This window comes from Pseudomonas sp. WT-JTC, from assembly GCF_056711565.1.
Window position 1 is genome coordinate 5,273,930 of record NZ_CM160042.1, and the last position, 23,741, is coordinate 5,297,670.

At 61.1% G+C, this 23,741-nt stretch carries 18 protein-coding genes and 1 pseudogene; 17 read left to right on the forward strand and 2 right to left on the reverse strand.

The genetic code is table 11. The features are described 5' to 3' along the window. Positions 1–100 precede the first annotated feature (100 nt). The 9 genes and pseudogenes from AC06G5_RS23915 to AC06G5_RS23955 all read left to right on the forward strand — a co-directional run bounded on the left by AC06G5_RS23915 (position 101) and on the right by AC06G5_RS23955 (position 10,039). On the forward strand, positions 101–565 hold the full coding sequence (locus tag AC06G5_RS23915) for a methylglyoxal synthase (RefSeq protein ID WP_057398999.1): 465 nt from the start codon (positions 101–103) through the stop codon (positions 563–565). A 77-nt stretch (positions 566–642) separates the two neighbouring features. Next, a complete protein-coding gene (locus AC06G5_RS23920; protein ID WP_480458455.1) occupies positions 643–1,170 on the forward strand; it encodes an RNA polymerase sigma factor in 528 nt (175 codons plus the stop codon). Between the two features lie 86 nt (positions 1,171–1,256). Further along, positions 1,257–2,222 carry a FecR family protein gene (locus AC06G5_RS23925; protein WP_413427419.1) on the forward strand — a complete coding sequence of 322 codons (966 nt, stop codon included), beginning with the start codon at positions 1,257–1,259 and terminating at the stop codon, positions 2,220–2,222. 122 nt (positions 2,223–2,344) lie between these two features. Further along, positions 2,345–4,912: a TonB-dependent receptor gene (locus AC06G5_RS23930; RefSeq protein ID WP_413427418.1), complete on the forward strand. Its 2,568-nt coding sequence runs from the start codon at positions 2,345–2,347 to the stop codon at positions 4,910–4,912. Positions 4,913–5,025: 113 nt separating this feature from the next. Further along, positions 5,026–5,628: a biliverdin-producing heme oxygenase gene (locus tag AC06G5_RS23935; protein WP_413427417.1), complete on the forward strand. Its 603-nt coding sequence runs from the start codon at positions 5,026–5,028 to the stop codon at positions 5,626–5,628. Between the two features lie 161 nt (positions 5,629–5,789). Next, complete coding sequence (locus AC06G5_RS23940) at positions 5,790–6,179, forward strand: YbaN family protein (protein WP_413427416.1); 390 nt, start codon at positions 5,790–5,792, stop codon at positions 6,177–6,179. A 464-nt stretch (positions 6,180–6,643) separates the two neighbouring features. After that, positions 6,644–7,660 (forward strand): annotated as a pseudogene (locus AC06G5_RS23945) (methyl-accepting chemotaxis protein); the annotation flags it as partial. Between the two features lie 102 nt (positions 7,661–7,762). After that, positions 7,763–8,518 (forward strand): methyl-accepting chemotaxis protein, encoded by a 756-nt coding sequence (locus AC06G5_RS23950; RefSeq protein ID WP_413427435.1) that lies wholly within the window; start codon positions 7,763–7,765, stop codon positions 8,516–8,518. A 171-nt stretch (positions 8,519–8,689) separates the two neighbouring features. Beyond that, the gene (locus AC06G5_RS23955; protein ID WP_480458457.1) at positions 8,690–10,039 is read left to right on the forward strand and encodes a CoA transferase; all 1,350 of its coding nucleotides are present in this window, start codon (positions 8,690–8,692) and stop codon (positions 10,037–10,039) included. Between the two features lie 129 nt (positions 10,040–10,168). On the opposite strand, the gene AC06G5_RS23960 is transcribed toward AC06G5_RS23955, so the two are convergent. Both AC06G5_RS23960 and arcD (AC06G5_RS23965) read right to left on the reverse strand, forming a co-directional pair. Then, positions 10,169–11,035, reverse strand: coding sequence for a DNA-3-methyladenine glycosylase family protein (locus AC06G5_RS23960; RefSeq protein ID WP_480458458.1), 867 nt, complete (start codon positions 11,033–11,035; stop codon positions 10,169–10,171). Further along, the gene (arcD, locus tag AC06G5_RS23965) at positions 11,032–12,459 is read right to left on the reverse strand and encodes an arginine-ornithine antiporter (RefSeq protein ID WP_413426005.1); all 1,428 of its coding nucleotides are present in this window, start codon (positions 12,457–12,459) and stop codon (positions 11,032–11,034) included. The genes AC06G5_RS23960 and arcD (AC06G5_RS23965) overlap by 4 nt, the downstream gene beginning before the upstream one ends. 440 nt (positions 12,460–12,899) lie before the next feature. Between arcD (AC06G5_RS23965) and arcD (AC06G5_RS23970) the strand changes: the two genes are divergently transcribed. The 8 genes from arcD (AC06G5_RS23970) (at position 12,900) to gcvP (ending at position 23,550) form a co-directional block, all read left to right on the forward strand. Continuing rightward, the gene (gene arcD, locus AC06G5_RS23970; RefSeq protein WP_111279889.1) at positions 12,900–14,327 is read left to right on the forward strand and encodes an arginine-ornithine antiporter; all 1,428 of its coding nucleotides are present in this window, start codon (positions 12,900–12,902) and stop codon (positions 14,325–14,327) included. Positions 14,328–14,360: 33 nt separating this feature from the next. Further along, entirely contained in the window at positions 14,361–15,617 is a 1,257-nt protein-coding gene (gene arcA, locus AC06G5_RS23975; RefSeq protein WP_480458461.1) for an arginine deiminase, read from the forward strand. Positions 15,618–15,641: 24 nt separating this feature from the next. Further along, entirely contained in the window at positions 15,642–16,652 is a 1,011-nt protein-coding gene (locus tag AC06G5_RS23980; RefSeq protein WP_413425995.1) for an ornithine carbamoyltransferase, read from the forward strand. Between the two features lie 188 nt (positions 16,653–16,840). Continuing rightward, a complete protein-coding gene (gene arcC / locus AC06G5_RS23985; RefSeq protein WP_413425993.1) occupies positions 16,841–17,770 on the forward strand; it encodes a carbamate kinase in 930 nt (309 codons plus the stop codon). Between the two features lie 12 nt (positions 17,771–17,782). Then, entirely contained in the window at positions 17,783–18,145 is a 363-nt protein-coding gene (locus tag AC06G5_RS23990; RefSeq protein WP_008019233.1) for a DUF5064 family protein, read from the forward strand. Positions 18,146–18,348: 203 nt separating this feature from the next. Next, entirely contained in the window at positions 18,349–19,857 is a 1,509-nt protein-coding gene (locus AC06G5_RS23995) for a sigma-54-dependent transcriptional regulator (protein WP_413704101.1), read from the forward strand. 430 nt (positions 19,858–20,287) lie between these two features. Then, positions 20,288–20,671, forward strand: a complete 384-nt coding sequence (gene gcvH, locus AC06G5_RS24000; protein WP_480458463.1) for a glycine cleavage system protein GcvH — start codon at positions 20,288–20,290, stop codon at positions 20,669–20,671. Positions 20,672–20,682: 11 nt separating this feature from the next. Next, complete coding sequence (gene gcvP, locus AC06G5_RS24005; RefSeq protein ID WP_480458464.1) at positions 20,683–23,550, forward strand: aminomethyl-transferring glycine dehydrogenase; 2,868 nt, start codon at positions 20,683–20,685, stop codon at positions 23,548–23,550. The last annotated feature ends 191 nt before the right edge of the window (positions 23,551–23,741 follow it).

Sequence of the window (23,741 nt, forward strand, 5' to 3'; positions counted from 1 at the left end):
AAGGGCCCCGCGTTCATTCAGGCAACCCTTGTCATCGTTAACGACCATCGCGAGCAAGCTCGCTCCTACAGGGTACGTGTCATTACTGGAGCAACCACCGATGATCGGCATCAGCTTTACGCAAAAGACCCTGGCGGCGCGCAAGCGTATCGCCCTGGTCGCCCATGACCATTGCAAGGTGTTCTTGCTGGACTGGGCCGAACGGCAAAAGGACAAGCTGGCCCAACATGATCTGGTCGCCACCGGCACCACGGGGTTGCTGTTGCAACAACGCCTCGACCTGCCGGTGCAAAGCATGATCAGCGGACCACTGGGTGGCGACCAACAGCTCGGTGCGCAAATCGCCGAGCAGCGGGTCGATATGCTGGTGTTTTTCTGGGACCCGTTCGAACCCCAGCCCCACGACCCGGATATCAAGGCGTTGCTGCGGGTCGCGGCAGTCTGGAACATCCCGGTGGCCTGCAACGAATGCAGCGCCGACTACCTGCTCAGCAGCCCGCTGATGGATCAGGCGCACACTCATCGAATACCCGATTACGCGAGCTATTTGCAGGGTCGTGCCTAAACCTTGATAAATCAGTACTTGACCATTCGAGCGGATGATAAGCATTATCATTAACTCGAAATGGATCAGGTTCTCCCGTGAGTCAGTCGCGCTTCAACCACGTTTTCCTCACCCAGCGCACCTCCCTGCTGCGCACGCTGGAGCGGATGGTCAACAATCACAGCACCGCTGAAGACCTCCTCCAGGAAACCTACCTGCGGGTGACCCGCGCCTTGAGCGAACGGGCCATCGATCATCTTGAGCCTTTTGTCTTCCAGACGGCGCGCAACCTGGCGCTGGACCATTTGCGCGCGCGGCGCATCCATTCGCGCACCATGGTCGACGACGTGCCGCAGGAGGTGATGCACAGCGTCGCCGCCCCCGCCAGCAGCGCCGAAGACGCCGCCCATGCCGAACAATTGCTGGAGCGCCTGAACTTGAGCCTCAGTGAACTCAGCGACCGCCAACAGCGGATTTTCATCCTCAGCCGCCTGCACGGGCACAGCTACCAGGAAATCGCCGACGAGCTGAACGTGTCCCTCAGTACCGTGCAGAAAGAACTCAAGTTGATCATGTCGATCTGCATCGGTGTTGCAGAACGCAATGACAGCAGCGGCAAGCCATAAGCGGTAAGACAAACTCCGAACCGAGCTTGCAGCTTGCCGCTTGTAGCTTGAAACTGCTCTTCACAAGCCCCTGCCGAGGACACACCGTGACGGACAACCACCGATCCCCTGAGCCTTCGCCGGCGCAGGATCCCGCAAGCGCGATGGACCAGGCCCTGGACTGGTTGATCGTGCTCGGCAGTCCCGACGAGGAGCAGACCCGCCAATTCCAGGCATGGCTTGAGGCCGATCCGTTGAATGCCCAGGCGTTCACCAAGGCCCAGGCGATCTGGGACGGTCCGCAAGTGGCGCAATGCGCGCAAAGCCTGGCCGCGCGGCCCGCGAAAGTCACCGTTCTCGCCCGCTTGCGTCCGCACTGGAGACCACTGGCCACTGCTGCGGTGCTGCTACTCGGCCTGTGCAATTTCAGCAACTTGCCGATGCGCCTGCAGGCCGATCACCTGACCGTGGTCGGCGAGCGCCAGCGCCTGCAACTGGAGGATGGCTCCAGGGTCTTGCTCAATACCAATTCGGCCTTCTCAAGCACCATCAACGACCAGCAACGTGTTGCCCGCCTGTATCAGGGCGAAGCGTTTTTCGAAGTGCAGGCCAGTCGCGGCCAACCACTGGAAATCGACGCCGGCCCGGTCACGGCCAGCGTTCGCGATACCGCATTTGCCGTGCGTTACCTCGACGGTGTGGCGCAAGTGCGGGTGCAACGCGGGGATGTCGACTTGCGAGCCACCCGTGACGATGCGCGGGTGCGCCTGTCCGCCGGGGAAAGCATTCGCATCGGCCCCAACGGCTTCGACCGCCCTGCCAGGCTGGATGCCGCCACCGACCTGGCGTGGGTCCAGGGGCGACTGGTGTTTGAAAACTGCCCGTTGAACCAGGTGCTGGCAGAACTTCGCCGCTACTACCCGGGCTGGATCATCAACAACAACGAACAACTGGCCGATGTCGCCGTGACCGGCAACTATCGCCTCGATCAGCCCCTGGACGTGGTTCGCTCCCTGGCCCACATCACCTCGGCCCGCCTCCAGGAATTCCCGGCGCTGGTCATATTGAACTGAATGAGAATTATTTTTACTCGATAGCCGAATCCCGTACGTCTCGTTATAGCCAATGCAATTGATTCGCATCTCACCATGCCGATCAGCACCTATAAAGATTCGTGCGACACGGAGCGCTATCGATGTCCCTTCGCCTTACCCGCCCTGCCTCTTCACCCTCCCGCGTGCTGTCGCTGCTGACCGCTGCCATCCTGATGGCCGGTGCCGCACCGCTCATGGCAGCCACCGCCACCGAGCAGCCGGCTCGCAAAATGGGCGACTACCCGTTCGCCATTCCCCAGCAATCCCTGGTGTCGGCACTCAATGCCTTTACCGCCGTGACGGGCTGGCAGGTCGGCGTGTCGTCGGAGCTGGCGCAAGGTGTGGCCTCGCCTGGCGTCCGTGGTTCGCTGTCGCCGGAGAAAGCCCTGGATCGGCTGTTGGTGGGGACCAACCTGAGCTATCGCAAACTGGGCAGCAACAGCATCGTCCTGGAAAAGCGCAGCGCCAGCAGTACGCTCAACCTGCAACAGGTGACCATCAGCGCCACCCGAAACGAACAGGATGTGAACAGCGTGCCGAGCACGGTCTCTGTCTACACCCGCGAAGACCTGGACCGTAACAACGTCAATACCATCAAGGAACTGGTGCGTTACGAACCCGGTGTTTCGGTCGGCGGCGCAGGCCAACGCGCAGGCATCACGGGCTACAACATTCGCGGCATCGATGGCGACCGCGTGCTGACCCAGATCGATGGCGTGCAGGTGCCCGACGGTTTCTTCAACGGCCCGTATGCCCAGACCAACCGCAACTATGTCGACCCGGAAATCGTCAAGCGAGTGGAAATCCTCCGGGGCCCGGCCTCTGTCTTGTACGGCAGCAATGCCATTGGCGGTGCGGTCAGCTATTACACGCTGGACCCGGACGACATCATCAAACCGGGCAAGGATGTCGGCGCACGCCTGAAAACCGGCTACAACTCCGCCGACGACAGCTGGCTGACTTCCGGCACCGTCGCCGGCCGAACCGGTGAGTTCGATGGCCTGTTGCATCTCAGTCAGCGCAACGGTCATGAAACCGACTCCTTTGGAGAAACCGGCGGCACTGGCCTGAATCGCACTGAAGCCAACCCCGAGGATGCGCGCACCACCAACGTGCTGGCCAAACTGGGCTGGGATTACGCCGACGACGCACGTTTGGGCCTGACCTACGAGCATTACAAGAACGACCGCGATACCAACCAATTGAGCGCCGTGGGCGGCCCGTTCAATGCCGGACGCGGTTTCGGCTACTACAAGTCCCGTACCGGCAACGACACGATCACCCGCGAACGCTTTGGCCTGGAACACAGCTTCGGTCTGGACAGCGCCCTGGCCGACAACATCAAGTGGACACTGAACTACCAGATTGCCAAGACCGACCAGAGCACCGAGGAAATCTACGCGCCACCGTCAAGGACCGTGCTGCGTAACCGCGATACCACCTACAAGGACCGCCAATGGGTATTCGATGCCCAGGCTGACAAGTCGTTTGCCATCGCCGACACCGACCACCTCGTCACCTATGGCACCACCATCAAGCAGGACAAAATCACCGGCCTGCGTACCGGTACCGGCACCTGCCTGACCGTGGCCGGATCCTGCCGGGTCATCGGCGCCCCTAGCGCCACCGACACACTGACACCCGCCAGTGATTTCCCGGACCCGACCGTCAACAGCTACAGCCTGTTCGCCCAGGATCTGATCAGCTGGGGCAACTGGACCTTTGTGCCAGGTGCTCGCTACGACTACACCGAGCTCAAGCCGCACATCACCGAAGAGTTCCTGGCCACCGCTGACCAAAGCGGCAACGGCGTGGTGAGCGACGAGACCAAGACCTGGCATCGTCTGTCGCCAAAATTCGGTACCACCTACAGCTTCAACGACCACTACACCTGGTACGGCCAATATGCCGAAGGCTTCCGTACCCCGACCGCCAAGGCCTTGTATGGTCGTTTCGAAAACCTCGCCGGCGGCTATCGGGTCGCGCCTAACCCGGACCTCGAACCGGAAAAGAGCAAAAGCTACGAGACAGGTTTGCGCGGCAACTTCGAGCAGGGCTCGTTTGACGTGGCCGTGTTCTACAACAAATACCGCGACTTCATTGACGAGAACGCCATCACTCCGGGCTACACCGAGACCACCTTCCAAAGCAACAACATCAAACACGCCACCATCAAGGGCGCCGAGGTCAAGGGACGCCTGAACCTCGACGCTTTCGGCGCGCCGCAAGGCCTCTACACCCGGGGCTCGGTGGCTTATGCCTACGGTCGCAACGACGACTCGGGCGAACCGCTCAACAGCGTCAACCCGCTGACCGGCGTATTCGGCCTCGGTTACGACCAGGACACCTACGGTGGCTTGCTCAGCTGGACGCTGGTGAAGAAGAAGGACCGCGTCGACAGCACCACCTTCAAGACCCCGGACGGCACCAGCACCCAGTTCAAGACCCCGGGTTTCGGCATTCTGGACCTGAGCGCGTTCTACAAGGTGACCGACGACGTGACCGTCAGTGGCGGCGTCTACAACCTGACCGACAAGAAATACTGGCTGTGGGATGACGTGCGCGGCTTTGACAGCGTCGGCGAAGCCTCGGTTACCCAGCCGGCCAACCTCGACCGCCTGACCCAGCCGGGTCGCAACTTTGCGGTCAACCTGATCTGGGATATCTGATCCGGCATCCCGTCGGGCGGTTGATTGAAACCGTCCGGCGAGGATTTTTTACTGTCAGGCGCTTGCTTGTTCGTCTCGTTACCAAGCGCCTCTTTTTCCCCCAAGGAATTGCCATGACTACCCAAGACACCGAGCAACGCGCCAGCCTGCGTTCCCAGCGCTTGAACCAGATCACCAACGAGCCGCACAGCAAGCTCGATGCCCTGGTCAAGGCCCACTCCCCGTTTGAAACCCAAGCCAGTTTCGCCCGCTTCGTGGTGGCGCAGTACCTGTTCCAGTCGGAACTGGTGTCGCTGTACAACGATGCCGAACTGACCGCCATCGTCCCGGACCTGCCGGCCCGCTGCCGCGCCGATGCGGCCAGGGCAGACCTGGCGGATCTGGACACCGACGTGCCGGCACCCGTCGCCGGTGCCCTGAAGAACCCGACCAGAGCCGAAGCCCTGGGCTGGCTCTTCGTCTCCGAAGGCTCGAAGCTCGGCGCAGCCTTCCTGATCAAGCGTGCCGTGGGCCTTGGGCTGAGCGAGACCTTCGGCGCCCGCCACCTCGGCGAACCGGCCGGCGGCCGCGCTGAAGGCTGGAAGAGCTTCGTCAAAACCCTGGATGGCCTGGCATTCGGCGCCCGGGAAGAAGCCGAAGTGGAAAAAGGCGCCATCAACGCCTTCAACCGTTTTACGGTGTTGCTGGAGCAGGCTTACGCTACCGAAGCCGCCTGACCCAACGCGTTCCCCTTGTGGGAGCGGGCTTGCTCGCGAAAGCGGTGTGTCAGTCAACGTTGATGTTGAGGCTGATGACCTCTTCGCGAGCAAGCCCGCTCCCACAAGGGACGAAGCAAATCCGTAAGATTTCGATCAGCCTCACATGTTGCCTTGAGCCCATGCCTGCCTCCTCCAGACTCTCCCGCCTCCTCTTCGGCCTGCTGGCCTATGTCAGCCTGGGTATCGGCCTGATCGCCATCGTCATTCCCGGTCTGCCCACCACCGAGTTCATCCTGCTGGCCGCCTGGGCCGCGACCCGCAGTTCGCCGCGCCTGAGTGCCTGGCTGGAAAACCACCGGCTGTTCGGCCCCATCCTCCATAACTGGCGCAATGGCAAGATCATCGCGCGCCGGGCAAAAGTCAGCGCCACTGTCAGCATGCTGGTATGTGCCGGCCTGATGCTGGCGATGCTCGATCACGGCTGGCCGGTCTACCTGGCGATTGCCGGGATGGGGCTGGGCAATCTGTGGATCTGGTCACGGCCGGAATCGGTGCCAGAACCCTCCTGAACAATTCCGCGATTTTTCCTCGTTTTAAAGCGATTTTCGGCACATTTTTCTGCGCAAACGTTCAACCACTACCGCTCGTCGGGTTGCCCCTCATGTAACCTCTTCGCCACGCCGATGTGCATTGATCGGCGCTAAACGGACTTAGCGAGTGAGCCGCAACGGCCCACAGCCAACACTTCATCCATTCGCGAGTTCGCCTTATGTTCGACTCAGTGTCCATCCGCCTGAAAATCGTCCTGCTGTCCGGTCTGTGCCTGCTGGGTGTAGTCGCATTGATAGTGGGCATGAACATTTACCAGACCAATCAGAACGATGACCTGGTCAATGATTCCAGCAGCAGAATGCTCACCGCCAGTGTGCAGGACCTGCTACAGGCCAAGGCCGCCGAGCAAGCGGTGCGGGTGCAGAAGACATTCGGTGAAACCCTGACGGTGGTCACGGCCCTGGCGGACCAGATCAAGGACATGCGCAACCTGGCCGCCAAGCGCTCGCTGGAGCCCGGCGCCTTGCGTGAAGAGTTGAACCAGAGCCTGAAATCCGCCTTCGAGCGCAACAGCAAAGTGCTGGGCATCTGGCTGGCGTTCGAACCCGACGGCCTGGACGGCAAGGACAGCGAGTTCGTCGGCGACGCCGCCCGGCAATCCAACGAGACCGGGCGTTTCGCCACGTACTGGAGCCGCGCCGGGGGTGAGTCGCTGAACACGATCATGGTCGAAGAGGACATGACCAAGACCACCCTGAACCTCAGCGGCACACCGTACAACGTCTGGTACACCTGCCCGCGGGACAGCAAGCGCACCTGCCTGCTCGACCCGTACGCCGATACTGTCGGCGGCAAGGAAGTGTTGATGACCACCATTTCCGTTCCGCTGCTGGTGGATGGCAAGTCCATCGGCGTAGTCGGCGTCGACATCGCCCTCGACGCCCTGCAAGCGGCGGCGGTCGATTCCCAACGCGAGCTGTTCAACAGCGCCGGGCACATGCTGATCGTCTCCGGCACTGGCGTGATGGCGGCCTTTAGCGTCGATGCAACAAAAGTCGGCAAAAGCATCGGCGATACCCTGGGTGCAGATGGCAAGGACATCCTGCAATTGCTCGGCAGCGGTGCACCGAAGATTCTCCAGCAAGGTGACCTGATCCGTGCGGTGTACCCGGTCAGCCCGATTGCCGATGCCAAGGCCTGGGCCGTGGTGATCGACCTGCCCAGACAAGTGCTGCTGGCCGACTCGGTGAAACTCCAGGCAGTGCTTGACGATGCCCAGCAAAGCGGCACGATCAAGGCCTTGTCGGTGGCGGTGATCGCAGGCGTGCTCGGTCTGCTGCTGATGTGGCTCACCGCTTCCGGCGTCACTCGGCCGATCAACAGCGTGGCGCAGATGCTCAAGGCGATTGCCAGCGGCGACGGCGACCTGACTCAGCGTCTGCACTACAGCAAGCAGGACGAACTCGGCGAACTGGTGAGCTGGTTCAACCGCTTCCTCGACAAGCTGCAACCGACCATCGCGCAGATCAAGCAAAGCATCACCGACGCCCGCGGCACGGCCGATCAGTCGTCGGAGATTGCCCGCCAGACCAGCGAAGGCATGCAGGTGCAGTTCCGCGAAATCGACCAGGTCGCCACGGCGTCCAACGAGATGAGCGCCACCGCCCACGATGTCGCCAACAGCGCCTCGAACGCGGCCAATGCCGCCAAGGGCGCCGACCAGTCGGCCCGCGACGGCATGTCGATCATCGAGCGCAGCACCCGCGATATCAATCAGTTGGCCGAAGAAGTCAGCAAGGCCGTGACCGAAGTCGAAGCCCTCGCGGTCAACAGCGAACAGATCGGTTCCGTGCTGGAGGTGATTCGCAGCATCGCCGAACAAACCAACCTGCTGGCCCTCAATGCGGCGATTGAAGCCGCCCGCGCCGGCGAGAGCGGTCGCGGCTTTGCGGTAGTGGCCGATGAAGTGCGCAACCTGGCCAAGCGTACCCAGGATTCGGTGGAAGAAATTCGCCTGGTGATCGAACGCATCCAGTCCGGCACCCGCGGCGTGGTCGCCACCATGCATTCAAGCCAGACCCAGGCCCACAGCAATGCCGGGCAGATCCAGCAGGCGGTCCAGGCCTTGAGCAAGATCAGCGACGCGGTCACCGTGATCAGCGACATGAACCTGCAAATCGCCAGCGCTGCCGAGCAGCAAAGCGCCGTGGCCGAAGAGGTCAACCGCAACGTCTCGGCGATCCGCACCGTCACCGAAACCCTGACCGGCCAGGCCACCGAATCGGCGCAGATCAGCAGCCAGCTCAACACCCTGACCACCCACCAGATGAAGTTGATGGATCAGTTCCGGGTGTAAGCAGCAATGCAGTCAAATGTGGGAGCGGGCTTGCTCGCGAAAGCGGTGTAACCGTCACCATCATCGTTGAATGATGGATCGTCTTCGCGAGCAAGCCCGCTCCCACAGGTTTCATCTGGCTTGTCACCTGTTTTGGACTAAGATCGGGCTCTCGCTCCGGAGGGCTCTTCAATGACTGATCTGCTCACGTCCATTCAATCCGCACTCGGTTTGCCTCACACCAGGATTCCATTCACGTCCAGCGGCGCCCTGCCCTCGGCGTTTGCCGTCACTGACCTGGCCTGCTCCAGCATTGCTGCCGCCGGCCAGGCCGCCAGCGAACTGCTGCACCAGCAAACCGGACGCCTGCCCGACCTTGAAGTTGACCGACGCCTGGCGTCCTTCTGGTTCGCCACCTCGATTCGCCCGATCGGCTGGAACGTTCCACCGCTGTGGGACCCGGTGGCCGGTGACTACGCCGCCCGCGATGACTGGATTCGCCTGCACACCAACGCGCCCCATCACCGCGCCGCTGCTGAAAGCGTGCTCGGTGCCTGTACCGATCGTGCAACGATGGCCGGCAAAGTGGCGCAATGGACGAAGAACGAGCTGGAACAGGCGGTGGTCGATGCCGGTGGTTGTGCCGCACAAATGCGTACCTGGGATCAATGGCAGGCCCATCCTCAGGGACAGGCGGTCAATGCCGAGCCCTTGATTCTATTTGCCAACGACCCAGGCCAGAACCGCAAACCGTGGACTGGTTCAGTTACTCAACCACTGGCGGGCATCAAGGTGCTGGACTTGACCCGAGTACTCGCCGGCCCCATCGCCAGTCGCTTCATGGCTGGCCTCGGCGCCGATGTCTTGCGCATCGATCCGCCGACCTGGAACGAGCCGGGAGTGGTGCCGGAAGTCACGTTGGGAAAACGTTGCGCGCGTCTTGATCTGAACGACAAGTCCGACCGCGCCGTATTCGAATGCCTGCTCAAGGACGCCGACATTCTGCTCCATGGCTATCGTGCCGATGCGCTGCAGCGACTTGGCTTCGGCACGGATGAGCGCCGACAACTGAATCCGGACCTGATTGATGTTTGCCTGAACGCCTATGGCTGGAGTGGCCCTTGGCAAAACCGCCGGGGCTTCGACAGCCTGGTGCAGATGAGCAGTGGCATTGCCGAAGCGGGCATGCGCTGGAAGCAGGTGGACAAGCCGACGCCGTTGCCGGTGCAGGCCCTCGATCACGCCACCGGGTATTTGATGGCGGCCAGTGCGATCAGGTTGTTGGCGCAGCGGTTGAGCGACGGTACGGGGGGCTCGGCGCGGTTGTCGTTGGCGCGTACGGCGAAGTTGTTGATCGAGCAGGGACCAGGGACGAATGAAGCGTTACGTGCGGAAGATGAGCAGGATCAGGGGTTGATGGTGGAGCAGACACCGTGGGGGCCGGCACATCGGTTACACGCACCTTTGAAGATAACCGGGACGCCGTTGCAGTGGGCGCTACCGGCAACGGAACTGGGTTCGCATCGCGCACATTGGTGGTGACGGCCAGATCGCCTTCGCGGGCAAGCCCGCTTCCACATTTGATCGCGATAGTCAGGAAAAACGCAGTCCCTGTGGGAGCGGGCTTGCTCGCGAAGACGTCAGGACTGCCAGTACAAATTCCGGATCAGCTCAGTCCACCCGACTCAACGAAGTCCACAGCAATTGCGCCGCATACCCTCGATAGGGCCGCCAGCCTTCAGCCCGCAACTGCAACTGCTTCGCTGTCACCGGCCCCCCCTCCAATACAGCCAACGCATTGATCAACCCCACGTCGCCATTGGGAAACCCATCCATCTCCCGCAACTGTCGCAACGCAATGTATTGCGCCGTCCAGTCACCAATCCCGTGCAACGCCAGCAACCGCGCTACGCCCCCCTCGCGACCGGGCTCGAATAATCGCGGATCATCGAGTAATGCCTGAGCCACACCCGACAACGTCCGGCCCCGGTTTTTCGGCATGCCCAACGCAGCCAGATCGGCCCCCGCCAACACGTCAGCCGTGGGGAACACATGGCTCAATCCCGGCAACGGTCTACCCAGCGGTGCGCCATATTGCGCCACCAGTTTCCCTGCCAGGCGAATCGCCGCCACCACCGTAATCTGCTGCCCCAGCACCGCGCGGATCGCCAGCTCCAAACCGTCCCACGCCCCCGGTACACGCAGCCCGGGGCGCTGGGCAATCAACCGGGCCATCAGCGGATCAACGGATATTAAATGCCGATGGATCGTGGCGAAATCAGCGTCGAGGTCGAACATCCGCCGCACTTTTGCGACGATTTCGGGCACACCGTTCGGGTCGGGAAAATCCAGCGTCAGCTCAAGGGCATCAGGCGTAGCAGGCCGAATGGAAAGGGTACCGTGCATACCCTTCAGTTCGATGCCGCGCGAGTAAACGCCATCGGCCACCGTTTCCAGTCCCGCAATCGCCCGTGCCGATAAAAAGCCCAGCATCGCCGGCCAGTCATAGGGTGGCTGATACGCAAGCAACACCTTCACAGACTCAGCACCCCGCTATACAGCCCATAAGCCGCCAGCCCGGCGCCCCCAATGACAGCGGTGAAAATGCCTTTCTCGATGACCGTGAACAATGGCATGCCCTGCTCACGGCGTGCCTTGGCAAACAGGATCACGCCCGGCGCATACAGAAGCGCCGACAGCAGCAAATATTTCAGGCCACCGGCGTACAGCAACCACACCGCGTAACTCAAGGCGATGGCGCCAATGAGCAGATCCTTGCTTCGCTCGGCCGGCGCCTGCTGGTAGGTTTCACCGCGTACGCACAACAACACCGCATAGGCCGCCGACCACAGGTACGGCACCAGAATCATGGAAGACGCCAGATAAATCAGGCTGGTGTAAGTACCGGCGGAAAACAGCGTAATCAGCAGGAATAGCTGGATCATCGCGTTGGTCAGCCACATCGCATTGACTGGCACACGGTTGGCGTTTTCCCTGGTCAGGAATGCCGGCATGGTCTTGTCTTTCGCCGTGGCGAACAGGATTTCGGCGCACAACAGCGCCCAGGACAACAAGGCACCCAACAACGAGATCGCCAGGCCGACGCTGATCAGCAACGCCCCCCAGGGGCCGACGATGTGTTCAAGCACCGCCGCCAACGAGGGGTTCTGCAGTTTCGCCAGCTCCGGCTGGGTCATGATCCCCAGCGACAGCACGTTCACCAGCACCAGTAGCGCCAACACGCCAATGAACCCGATCACCGTTGCGCGACCTACATCGGAACGTTTCTGCGCCCGGGCCGAATAGACGCTGGCCCCCTCGATCCCGATGAACACGAACACGGTGACCAGCATCATGTGCCGGACCTGATCCATCACGCTGCCAAACTCCGGGTTGTTGCGGCCCCAGATATCGAGGGTAAAGACGTCCGCCTTGAACGCCACGGCGGCGATCACGATGAACATGATCAGCGGCACGATCTTGGCCACGGTGGTCACTTGATTGATGAACGCAGCCTCCCTGATCCCGCGCATCACCACAAAATGCACGGTCCACAGCAGCAGCGAAGCGCAGGCGATCGCTATCGGTGTGTTGCCTTCGCCAAAGACCGGAAAGAAATACCCGAGGGTGCTGAACAGCAGCACGAAGTAGCCGACGTTGCCCAGCCAGGCGCTGATCCAGTACCCCCAGGCCGAAGAAAAGCCCATGTAGTCGCCAAAACCGGCCTTGGCGTAGGCATACACCCCGGAGTCCAGCTCCGGCTTGCGATTGGCCAGGGTCTGGAACACGAACGCCAGGGTGAGCATGCCGACGGCAGTGATTGCCCAACCGATCAGGATCGCTCCCGCATCGGCCCTGGCCGCCATGTTTTGCGGCAGGGAAAAAATCCCGCCGCCGATCATCGACCCCACCACCAACGCGATCAACGCGCTCAGGCGAAGCTTGCTCGGTGATTGCGACATCATTGCATCTCCATTTCTTTGGGGGCGACACCTGCCGCGGGATCGTCACATGGCGGGCTTCAACTAAACTGCTGAAGAGTAATAACGTTTATTGGATAACGCCAATAAACGTCTTTTAACTTGCACAAAACGGCTATAGGGACGTCGATATAATCATTTGTTTTATACGTTTTTTTAATACATCAATTCTGTACAAAAAATGCATGAAGAAAATTTGCAGATTCTGAAAAACAAACTAGCGTCATAATTCGAAACAAACTCAAAAAACACTTAAATAATCTTGAAAAGGCTCTAAAACAAGCATTACAAGCAAAAGCATTGTAAATGATGGCACTCCGCCAACAACCTGGGAACGCTCTCATTTAGTGATCTAAATCAGTTGAATGAACAGTCAACAGAATTAGTCTGTTGCCTCTCTTCTCCTGCATTGGAGTCATGCAATGTCTGAAGCACCCGGAAAACTGAAACTCGGCGCACTGGTTGCGTTAGTCGTGGGTTCAATGATTGGTGGCGGTATATTTTCCTTGCCACAAAACATGGCCGCGAGTGCGGACGTCGGCGCCATTCTGATCGGTTGGGCGATCACCGCCGTCGGCATGCTCACCCTGGCGTTCGTGTTCCAGACCCTGGCCAACCGCAAACCCGACCTGGATGGTGGGGTCTACGCCTACGCCAAGGCCGGTTTCGGCGACTACATGGGCTTCTCGTCCGCCTGGGGGTACTGGATCAGCGCCTGGCTGGGCAACGTGGGGTACTTCGTACTTTTGTTCAGCACCCTGGGCTATTTCTTTCCGCTATTTGGGGAGGGGAATACCCCTGCTGCCGTGATCGGCGCCTCGGTGCTGCTCTGGGCCGTACACTTCCTGGTCCTGCGAGGCATCAAGGAAGCGGCGTTCATCAACCTGGTGACCACCGTCGCCAAGATTGTGCCGCTGCTGCTGTTCATGTTGATCGCGTTGTTCGCCTTCAAGCTGGACATCTTCACCGCCGACATCTGGGGCCTGAAGAACCCGGACCTGGGCAGCGTGATGGACCAGGTGCGCAAAATGATGCTGGTCACCGTATGGGTGTTCATCGGCATCGAAGGCGCGAGCATCTTTTCGGCCCGGGCGGAAAAACGCAGCGATGTGGGTAAAGCCACCGTGATCGGTTTCGTCACCGTGCTGCTGTTCCTGGTCCTGGTCAACGTGCTGTCGCTGGGGATCATGACCCAGCCGGAACTGGCCAAACTGCAGAACCCGTCAATGGCCGCCGTGCTGGAGCATGTGGTCGGTCACTGGGGCGCGGTGCTGATCAGCGTCGGTTTGATCATCTCGTTGCTGGGGGCATTGCTGTCGTGGGTGCTGCTGTGCGCGGAGATCATGTTCGCCGCCGCCAGGGACCACACCATGCCGGAGTTCCTGCGCAAGGAAAACGCCAACCATGTACCGGTCAACGCCCTGTGGCTGACCAACGCCATGGTGCAGATTTTCCTGATCATCACACTGTTCTCGGCCAGCACCTACCTGTCGCTGATCTACCTCGCCACCTCGATGATTCTGGTGCCCTACCTGTGGTCGGCAGCCTATGCCTTGCTGTTGGCGGTGCGTGGCGAAAGCTACGAAGGCGCGGCGGGCGAACGGCAGAAGGATCTGATCATCGGCGCGGTGGCCCTGATCTACGCGATCTGGCTGCTGTACGCCGGCGGCATCAAATACCTGCTGCTGTCCGCCCTGCTCTACGCCCCCGGCGTGATCCTGTTCGCCAAGGCCAAGCTGGAAATCAACAAACCGGTTTTCACCAACGTCGAGAAGCTGATTTTCGCTGCGGTGGTCGTGGGCGCCGTGGTGGCGGCCTACGGACTCTACGACGGCTTCCTGACTCTGTAACTACCCTGTTTTGACATCTGGAGGATCACTGTAATGACCAAGGAAAAAGTTAAGTACGGCGTCCATTCCGAAGCCGGCAAACTGCGCAAAGTCATGGTTTGCTCCCCGGGACTTGCCCATCAGCGGCTGACCCCGAACAACTGCGATGAACTGCTGTTCGATGACGTGCTGTGGGTGGCCCAGGCCAAGCGCGACCACTTCGACTTCGTCACCAAGATGCGCGAACGCAACATCGATGTGCTGGAAATGCACAACCTGCTGACCGACATCGTCGCCATTCCCGAAGCGCTGGACTGGATCCTGGAACGCAAGATCACCGCCAATTCGGTGGGCCTGGGCCTGATCAACGAAACCACCTCGTGGCTGCGTAGCCTGGAGCCGCGCAAGATCGCCGAGTTCCTGATCGGCGGCGTTTCGGGCGATGACTTGCCCACCAGTTTCGGTGGCAAGGCCATCGAGATGTTCCGCGACTTCCTCGGCAACTCCAGCTTCATCCTGCCGCCGCTGCCCAACACCCAGTTCACCCGCGATACCACCTGCTGGATCTACGGTGGCGTCACCCTCAACCCGATGTATTGGCCGGCACGCCGCCAGGAAACCCTGCTGACCACCGCCATCTACAAATTCCACCCCGAGTTCACCAACGCCGACTTCCAGATCTGGTACGGCGACCCGGACAAGGACCACGGCAACTCCACCCTCGAGGGCGGTGACGTGATGCCGATCGGCAACGGCGTGGTGTTGATCGGCATGGGCGAACGCTCGTCGCGGCAGGCCATTGCCCAACTGGCGGTGAACCTGTTCAAAAACAAGGCCGTCGAGAAAGTGATCGTCGCCGGCCTGCCTAAATCCCGCGCGGCGATGCACCTGGACACGGTGTTCAGCTTCTGTGATCGCGACCTCGTCACGATCTTCCCGGAAGTGGTGAACCAGATCGTCGCCTTCACCCTGCGTCCCGATGAAAGCAAAGCGGGCGGCATCGACATCCGCCGTGAAGAAATCAACTTCCTCGACACCGTGGCCCAGGCCCTCAACCTCAAGGCCCTGCGTGTGGTGGAAACCGGCGGCAACAGCTTTGCCGCCGAACGCGAGCAATGGGACGACGGCAACAACGTGGTGGCCGTGGAGCCAGGCGTGGTCATCGGCTACGACCGCAATACCTACACCAATACCCTGCTGCGCAAGGCAGGCGTGGAAGTGATCACCATCAGCGCCGGCGAACTCGGCCGGGGACGGGGCGGCGGCCATTGCATGACCTGCCCGATCATCCGCGATCCGATTGACTACTAACCTGCTCACCTTAGGAGATCCAAAATGGCGTTCAATATCCATAACCGCAATCTGCTGAGCCTGGAACACCACACCCCTCGCGAATTGCGCTACCTGCTCGACCTGTCCCGCGACCTCAAGCGTGCCAAGTACACCGGCACCGAACAGCAGCATCTCAAGGGCAACAATATCGCGCTGATCTTTGAAAAGACCTCGACCCGCACCCGCTGCGCGTTCGAAGTCGCAGCCTATGACCAGGGCGCCAATGTCACCTACATCGACCCGAACTCCTCGCAGATCGGTCACAAGGAAAGCATGAAGGACACCGCCCGTGTGCTCGGGCGCATGTACGACGCCATCGAGTACCGTGGCTTCAAGCAGGAAATCGTCGAGGAGCTGGCAAAGTACGCCGGCGTACCGGTGTTCAACGGCCTCACCGACGAGTATCACCCGACGCAAATGATCGCCGACGTGCTGACCATGCGTGAGCACGCCGACAAGCCCATCCACGAGATCAGCTATGCCTATCTCGGCGATGCGCGAAACAACATGGGCAACTCGCTGCTGCTGATCGGCGCCAAGCTCGGCATGGACGTGCGCATCTGCGCGCCCAAAGCCCTGTGGCCGGCAGACGACCTGGTGGCTCGCTGCAAACAATACGGGGAAGAAAGCGGCGCGCGCATCACCCTCACCGAAGACCCGAAAGCCGCTGTCAAGGGCGTGGATTTCATCCACACCGACGTATGGGTGTCGATGGGCGAGCCGGTCGAAGCCTGGGCCGAACGCATCCAGCAACTGCTGCCGTACCAGGTCAACGCCGAACTGATGAAAGCCACCGGCAACCCGCGCACCAAGTTCATGCACTGCCTGCCGGCGTTCCACAACAGCGACACCAAGATCGGCAAGCAGATTGCCGAGCAGTACCCGCACCTGAAGAACGGCATCGAAGTGACCGATGACGTATTCGAGTCGCCGGCCTGCATCGCCTTCGAGCAAGCGGAAAACCGCATGCACACCATCAAGGCGATTCTGGTGTCGACGCTGGCGGATCTCTAACGGCTCACCCGACTCCCACAGACGGAACACGGTCAATGTGGGAGCGGGCTTGCTCGCGAAAGCGGTGTATCAGGCAACAATGATGTCGACTGACACTCCGTCTTCGCGAGCGAGCCCGCTCCCACACTGGTCCGATTCCAACCGGGAGATCGGGTTGATTGTGACTTCTCTTTTAGAAGGACTGCACCATGCGTATCGTCGTTGCTCTGGGCGGTAATGCCCTGCTCCGCCGGGGCGAACCCATGACCGCTGACAACCAGCGCGCCAACATCCGGATCGCCACCGAACAGATCGCCAAGATTCATCCCGGCAACCAACTGGTCATCGCCCACGGCAATGGCCCCCAGGTCGGCCTGCTGTCTTTGCAGGCGGCGGCCTACACCTCCGTCACCCCTTACCCGCTGGACGTGCTCGGCGCCGAAACCGAAGGCATGATCGGCTACATCATCGAACAGGAACTGGGTAACCTGCTGGACTTCGAGGTGCCCTTCGCGACCCTGCTGACCCAGGTCGAAGTCGACGCCAATGACCCGGCCTTCAAAAACCCGACCAAACCCATCGGCCCGGTCTACAGCAAGGCCGATGCGGAAAAACTCGCCGCCGAAAAAGGCTGGGCCATTGCCCCGGACGGCGACAAATACCGCCGTGTGGTCGCCAGCCCGAAACCGAAACGCATCTTCGAAATCCGTCCGATCAAATGGCTGCTGGAAAAAAGCAGCATCGTGATCTGTGCCGGTGGCGGCGGCATTCCGACCATGTATACGTCCCCCGGCAAACTCGAAGGCGTCGAAGCGGTCATCGACAAGGACCTGTGCTCGGCGCTGCTGGCCGAACAGCTTGAAGCCGACCTGCTGGTGATCGCCACTGACGTCAACGCCGCTTTCATCGACTTTGGCAAGCCCACGCAGAAAGCCATCGCCCAGGCGCATCCCGACGAAATGGAAAAACTCGGCTTCGCCGCCGGCTCCATGGGACCGAAGGTGCAGGCAGCCTGCGAATTCGCACGCCATACTGGAAAGGTCGCGGTGATCGGCTCACTCGCGGATATCGAAGCGATCGTCCAGGGCACGGCCGGCACGCGCATCAGCACGGCAACACCTGGCATTACCTACTTGTAAGGAGAGACGCCCATGGCACAGTTTGAGCCAGGTCACTTGCACATCGAGCGTCATGCGCTGACACCGGACGATGTCAGCTACAACGTGCACCTCGACTATGAAGTCAGCAAGAATGCCAAAGGCGAAAAAGGCATCCAGTTCACCATGCACGGCAGCATTCAGGGCAAGGTCATGTCAGAGCCCTTCTTCCTGCCCAAGGAGGAGGCCTACAACTTCGCCAGCAACGTGACGAAAATCGCCGAGAAGTACGGTATTCCAAAGACCCATAGTCAGATCGGTTCGACACACAAGCACTACGACCTGATGTTTGAAGACATACGCAAACAGCTGAATATGAAATCCGGCGACCCGATAGATCTCGAGAAATTCGAGTAACCCACATTTCCCCTGTGGGAGCGGGCTTGCTCGCGAAGGCGTCGTGTCAGACACCATCCTTGGCGACTGATACACCGCTTTCGCGAGCAAGCCCGCTCCCACAGGAGGATCATCGCCCCATTGAAATCCGCGCAGGATTTCACCATTAGCCCGCCCCAAGGCATACTTGCCACCCTCCGCACTGCAGAACCCGAAACCGCCCCATGCGTATCCACGTCAGCTTCATCGACCGCGTCGGTATCACCCAGGAAGTCCTGGCCCTGCTCGGCGGGCGCAATCTGAACCTGGATGCGGTGGAAATGGTCCCGCCCAATGTTTACATCGACGCTCCGACCCTGAGCCCGCAAGTCCTCGAGGAACTGCGTGATGCCCTGTTCAGCGTGCGTGGCGTGCAAGCGGTGACGGTGGTCGACATCCTGCCCGGCCAGCGCCGGCACCTGCAGCTCGACGCGTTGCTGGCTGCCATGACCGACCCGGTGCTGGCGCTGGACAGCGACGGCAAGGTGCTGCTGGCCAACCCGGCCCTGATCGCCCTGTACGGCCGCGAACCCGACGGCGAAAGCGTGGCCGACCTGTTTGCCGACCCGGCCTTGCTCGACACCCTGCTCGAACACGGCTTTCGCCTGCCGCTGCGGGAAATCACCGTCAACGGCCAGACCTTGTTGCTCGACGCCACACCGATCACCGACGCCGGCGCCTTACTGACCCTGTACCAACCGAACCGCTTGGGCGAACGCCTGTCCGCGCTGCACCATGACCATGCCGAAGGTTTCGATGCACTGCTCGGCGAATCCCCGGTGATCCGCACCCTCAAGGCGCGCGCCCAGCGGGTGGCGGCCCTCGACGCACCGCTGTTGATCCAGGGCGAAACCGGCACCGGCAAGGAGCTGGTGGCCCGCGCCTGCCACGCCATCAGCGCCCGGCACAGCGCGCCGTTTCTGGCATTGAACTGCGCGGCATTACCGGAGAACCTCGCCGAAAGTGAACTGTTCGGCTACGCCCCCGGCGCTTTTACCGGCGCGCAACGAGGTGGCAAGCCAGGGCTGATGGAACTGGCCAACCAGGGCACGGTGTTTCTCGATGAGATCGGCGAGATGTCGCCGTATCTGCAGGCCAAATTGCTGCGTTTCCTCAACGACGGCAGTTTTCGCCGGGTCGGCGGTGACCGTGAGGTCAAGGTCAACGTACGGATTCTCAGTGCGACCCACCGCGACCTGGAAAAAATGGTCAGCGAAGGCCTGTTCCGCGAAGACCTGTTCTATCGCCTCAACGTCCTCAACGTTGAAGTGCCGCCGTTGCGTGAGCGCGGCCAGGATATTCTGCTGCTGGCCCGCTACTTCATGCAGCAGGCTTGCGCGCAGATCCAGCGCCCGGTCTGTCGCCTGGCGCCGGGCACTTACCCGGCGCTGCTGGGCAACCGCTGGCCGGGCAACGTGCGGCAATTGCAGAACGTGATCTTCCGCGCCGCGGCGATCTGCGAAAGCAGCCTGGTGGACATTGGCGACCTCGACATCGCCGGCACCTCGGTGGCCCGCCAGAGCGACCATGACGTCGACAGCCTGGAGCAGGCCATGGACGAATTCGAGAAAACCCTGCTGGAAAAACTCTACGTCAGCTATCCCTCGACCCGGCAACTCGCGACCCGCCTGCAAACCTCCCATACCGCGATTGCCCATCGGTTGCGCAAGTACGGGATTCCGGGCAAGGCTTGAGGCCTCACCGCAGATCCCTGTGGGAGCGGGCTTGCTCGCGAAGGCGGTACATCAGTCAATACATCGTCGCCTGCCACTACGCTTTCGCGAGCAAGCCCGCTCCCACATGAGCTTCGTCAAATTCAAAACCGGGTTCAAAAACGACCTCCACCTGTACTGAAAGCGCTACAGCGGAACGATATCGCTACACCCCTCTCCGATCACGGCTGTGCAAGGCTTTGATCCACCTCGGCTTTTATCCTTGTCATACGCCGTATCGAATTCGCTACAGCGAATGAATTTCAGCGTTTGTCACAACCCGCTAAATAATTGATTAATAACGATAAAAACAACGTTGGCCGCGTTCTTGCTATGTAGTCCTCCATAACCAGGGCATCGCCCAAGCATTCAATCGCGTCCACCAGACGAGTCTGGCCCCTTAGGAGTTTCCATGAGCGAGTTGCGTTTTACTGAAGATCACGAATGGCTGCGCACCGAAGCTGACGGCAGCGTCACCGTCGGCATCACCGCTTTCGCACAGAACGCCCTGGGCGACGTGGTTTTCGTTCAACTGCCTGAGCTGCAGTCCTACGACAAAGGCGCCGAAGCCGCCACCGTGGAATCGGTGAAGGCCGCCAGCGGCGTGTACATGCCGCTGGACGGCGAAGTGCTGGAAGTGAACCCGGCGCTGGACAGCAGCCCGGAACTGGTCAACGAAGATCCGCTGGGTGAAGGCTGGTTCTTCCGTTTCAAACCAAGCGACGCCACCGCCGTCGGCCAACTGCTGGATCAGGACGCCTACGACCGCCTGATCAAAGCTAACGCCGAAGCCTGAGGAGCACCGACATGACTCAAGTACCTTCTGTTTCTGTAAATGTGACTACCGCCAACGAATTCATCGCCCGTCACATCGGCCCGCGTGCCGGTGACGAGCAAGCGATGCTCAACAGCCTCGGTTTCGACTCCCTGGAAGCCCTGAGCGCCAGCGTGATTCCCGACAGCATCAAGGGCACCAGCGTCCTCGGCCTGGAAGACGGCCTGAGCGAAGCCGATGCCCTGGCCTTGATCAAGTCCATCGCAACTAAAAACCAGCTGTTCAAGACCTACATCGGCCAAGGCTACTACGGCACCCACACGCCGTCGCCGATCCTGCGCAACCTGCTGGAAAACCCGGCCTGGTACACCGCCTACACCCCGTACCAGCCAGAAATCTCCCAGGGCCGTCTCGAAGCGCTGCTGAACTTCCAGACCCTGATCAGCGACCTCACCGGCCTGCCGATCGCCAACGCTTCCCTGCTCGACGAAGCCACCGCCGCTGCCGAAGCCATGACCTTCTGCAAACGCCTGAGCAAGAACAAAAGCAGCCACGCTTTCTTCGCCTCCGTGCATTGCCACCCGCAGACCCTCGACGTACTGCGCACCCGTGCCGAGCCTCTGGGCATCGACGTGGTGGTGGGCGACGAGCGTGAACTGAGCGACGTGACGCCATTCTTCGGCGCCCTGCTGCAATACCCGGCGAGCAACGGTGACGTGTTCGATTACCGCGAGCTGACCGAACGCTTCCACGCTGCCAACGCCCTCGTCGCCGTGGCTGCGGACCTGCTGGCCCTGACCGTGCTGACCGCCCCTGGCGAATTCGGCGCCGACGTGGCCATCGGCAGCGCACAACGCTTCGGCGTGCCGCTGGGCTTCGGTGGCCCACACGCAGCGTACTTCTCCACTAAAGACGCATTCAAACGTGACATGCCGGGCCGCCTGGTCGGTGTTTCGGTAGACCGCTTCGGCAACCCGGCCCTGCGCCTGGCCATGCAGACCCGCGAGCAGCACATCCGTCGCGAGAAAGCCACCAGCAACATCTGCACCGCGCAAGTACTACTGGCCAACATCGCCAGCATGTATGCCGTGTACCACGGTCCAAAAGGCCTGACGCAAATCGCCAATCGCGTGCATCACCTGACTGCAATCCTGGCCAAAGGCTTGAGCGCACTGGGTGTGAACGTCGAGCAAGCGAGCTTCTTCGACACCCTGACCGTGAAGACCGGCGCTCAAACCGCCGCCCTGCACGACAAGGCGCACGCCCAGCGCATCAACCTGCGCGTAGTCGATGGCGAGCGCCTGGGCCTGTCCCTGGACGAAACCACCACTCAGGCCGACGTTGAAACCCTGTGGAGCCTGCTGTCCGACGGCAAGGCCCTGCCGGACTTCGCCGCCCTCGCCGCCTCGGTGCAAAGCGCCATCCCGGCCGCGCTGGTGCGTCAGTCGCCGATCCTCAGCCACCCGGTGTTCAACCGCTATCACTCGGAAACCGAGCTGATGCGTTACCTGCGCAAACTGGCGGACAAGGACCTGGCGCTGGACCGCACCATGATCCCGCTGGGTTCGTGCACCATGAAACTCAACGCCGCCAGCGAAATGATCCCGGTGACCTGGGCCGAGTTCGGTGCCCTGCACCCGTTCGCCCCGGCCGAGCAAAGCGCCGGCTACCAGCAACTGACCGACGAACTGGAAGCCATGCTTTGCGCTGCGACCGGCTATGACTCGGTGTCCTTGCAACCAAACGCCGGTTCCCAGGGCGAATACGCCGGTCTGTTGGCGATTCGCGCCTACCACCAGAGCCGTGGCGAAGACCGTCGCGACATCTGCCTGATCCCTTCGTCGGCCCACGGCACCAACCCGGCCACCGCACAAATGGCCGGCATGCGTGTCGTCGTCACCGCGTGCGATGCCCGTGGCAACGTTGACATCGAAGACCTGCGCGCCAAGGCCATCGAGCACCGCGAACACCTCGCTGCGCTGATGATCACCTACCCGTCGACCCACGGCGTGTTCGAAGAAGGCATCCGCGAAATCTGCGGCATCATTCATGACAACGGCGGCCAGGTGTACATCGACGGCGCCAACATGAACGCGATGGTCGGCCTCTGCGCACCGGGCAAGTTCGGCGGCGACGTTTCGCACCTGAACCTGCACAAGACCTTCTGCATTCCGCACGGCGGTGGCGGCCCGGGTGTCGGCCCGATCGGCGTGAAATCGCACCTGGCGCCATTCCTGCCGGGCCACGCACAAATGGAGCGCAAGGAAGGCGCCGTTTGCGCGGCACCGTTCGGCAGCGCAAGCATTCTGCCGATCACCTGGATGTACATTCGCATGATGGGCGGCGCGGGTCTCAAGCGTGCATCGCAGCTGGCGATCCTCAATGCCAACTACATCTCCCGTCGCCTCGAGGAGCACTACCCAGTGCTGTACACCGGCAGCAACGGCCTGGTGGCGCACGAGTGCATCCTCGACCTGCGTCCGCTCAAAGACAGCAGCGGCATCAGCGTCGATGACGTCGCCAAGCGCCTGATCGACTTCGGCTTCCACGCGCCGACCATGTCGTTCCCGGTAGCCGGCACGCTGATGATCGAGCCGACCGAAAGCGAATCCAAGGAAGAACTGGACCGCTTCTGCGACGCCATGATCCGCATCCGCGAAGAAATCCGCGCAGTGGAAAACGGCACCCTGGACAAGGACGACAACCCGCTGAAAAACGCTCCGCACACCGCGAAGGAGCTGGTCGGCGAGTGGTCGCACCCGTACAGCCGTGAGCAAGCGGTTTACCCGGTTGCGTCGCTGATCGAAGGCAAGTACTGGCCACCGGTCGGTCGCGTCGACAACGTGTTCGGCGACCGCAACCTGGTCTGCGCCTGCCCGTCGATCGAAAGCTACGCTTAAACCAATGAGGGGGCGGGTTCGCTCGCCTTCTCAAGAACACCGCATATCCCCTTGTGGGAGCGGGCTTGCTCGCGAAAGCGGTGGGTCAGACACCATTGATGGTGACTGATCCACCGCTTTCGCGAGCAAGCCCGCTCCCACGGGGATCTGCGATACCCCCCTGTTTCCGCCAATTCCTATAACAAGAAACC

Bases quoted from the DNA above. Each gene is read 5' to 3' on its own strand.
- AC06G5_RS23915 (WP_057398999.1), top strand. From the start codon at position 101: ATGATCGGCATCAGCTTTACGCAAAAGACCCTGGCGGCGCGCAAGCGT.
- AC06G5_RS23930 (WP_413427418.1), top strand. From the start codon at position 2,345: ATGTCCCTTCGCCTTACCCGCCCTGCCTCTTCACCCTCCCGCGTGCTG.
- AC06G5_RS23935 (WP_413427417.1), top strand. From the start codon at position 5,026: ATGACTACCCAAGACACCGAGCAACGCGCCAGCCTGCGTTCCCAGCGC.
- AC06G5_RS23940 (WP_413427416.1), top strand. From the start codon at position 5,790: ATGCCTGCCTCCTCCAGACTCTCCCGCCTCCTCTTCGGCCTGCTGGCC.
- AC06G5_RS23950 (WP_413427435.1), top strand. From the start codon at position 7,763: ATGCAGGTGCAGTTCCGCGAAATCGACCAGGTCGCCACGGCGTCCAAC.
- AC06G5_RS23955 (WP_480458457.1), top strand. From the start codon at position 8,690: ATGACTGATCTGCTCACGTCCATTCAATCCGCACTCGGTTTGCCTCAC.
- arcD (WP_413426005.1), bottom strand. From the start codon at position 12,459: ATGTCGCAATCACCGAGCAAGCTTCGCCTGAGCGCGTTGATCGCGTTG.
- arcD (WP_111279889.1), top strand. From the start codon at position 12,900: ATGTCTGAAGCACCCGGAAAACTGAAACTCGGCGCACTGGTTGCGTTA.
- arcA (WP_480458461.1), top strand. From the start codon at position 14,361: ATGACCAAGGAAAAAGTTAAGTACGGCGTCCATTCCGAAGCCGGCAAA.
- AC06G5_RS23980 (WP_413425995.1), top strand. From the start codon at position 15,642: ATGGCGTTCAATATCCATAACCGCAATCTGCTGAGCCTGGAACACCAC.
- arcC (WP_413425993.1), top strand. From the start codon at position 16,841: ATGCGTATCGTCGTTGCTCTGGGCGGTAATGCCCTGCTCCGCCGGGGC.
- AC06G5_RS23990 (WP_008019233.1), top strand. From the start codon at position 17,783: ATGGCACAGTTTGAGCCAGGTCACTTGCACATCGAGCGTCATGCGCTG.
- AC06G5_RS23995 (WP_413704101.1), top strand. From the start codon at position 18,349: ATGCGTATCCACGTCAGCTTCATCGACCGCGTCGGTATCACCCAGGAA.
- gcvH (WP_480458463.1), top strand. From the start codon at position 20,288: ATGAGCGAGTTGCGTTTTACTGAAGATCACGAATGGCTGCGCACCGAA.
- gcvP (WP_480458464.1), top strand. From the start codon at position 20,683: ATGACTCAAGTACCTTCTGTTTCTGTAAATGTGACTACCGCCAACGAA.